Origin of the sequence: Acinetobacter sp. NIOH-H-8, assembly GCF_046635365.1 — a bacterium.
In the GTDB taxonomy this organism is placed as follows: domain Bacteria; phylum Pseudomonadota; class Gammaproteobacteria; order Pseudomonadales; family Moraxellaceae; genus Acinetobacter.
Genome location: NZ_JBHDVN010000256.1, coordinates 1 through 418, shown reverse-complemented (window position 1 = coordinate 418; position 418 = coordinate 1). Strand labels below are relative to the sequence as shown.

The following is a 418-nucleotide window of genomic DNA, read 5'->3' as shown; positions in this document are numbered from 1 at the left end:
GAAATTGTTGGCTGAAGCCGGCTTTACGGCGGATAAGCCCTTAACATTCGACCTGCTGTATAACACCTCCGATCTGCATAAAAAACTGGCTATTGCCGTGGCGTCTATCTGGAAGAAAAATCTGGGCGTCAATGTGAATCTGGAGAATCAGGAATGGAAAACCTTCCTGGATACCCGTCATCAGGGCACCTTTGATGTCGCCAGAGCCGGGTGGTGCGCAGATTATAATGAACCGACCTCGTTCCTGAATACCATGTTGTCCGACAGTTCAAATAACACCGCGCATTATAAGAGCCCGGCGTTTGATAAGCTGATTGCCGACACGCTGAAAGTGGCGGACGATACGCAGCGCAGCGAACTCTACGCTAAAGCGGAGCAGCAGTTAGATAAAGACTCGGCTATTGTGCCGGTGTATTAC

At 50.0% G+C, this 418-nt stretch carries 1 protein-coding gene; it reads left to right on the top strand.

Going from position 1 to position 418, the window contains the following annotated elements; translation table 11 throughout:
- Window positions 1-418 (top strand): ABC transporter substrate-binding protein (locus ACEWB7_RS18105; RefSeq protein WP_411581102.1); only part of this gene is annotated, 418 nt, incomplete at both ends.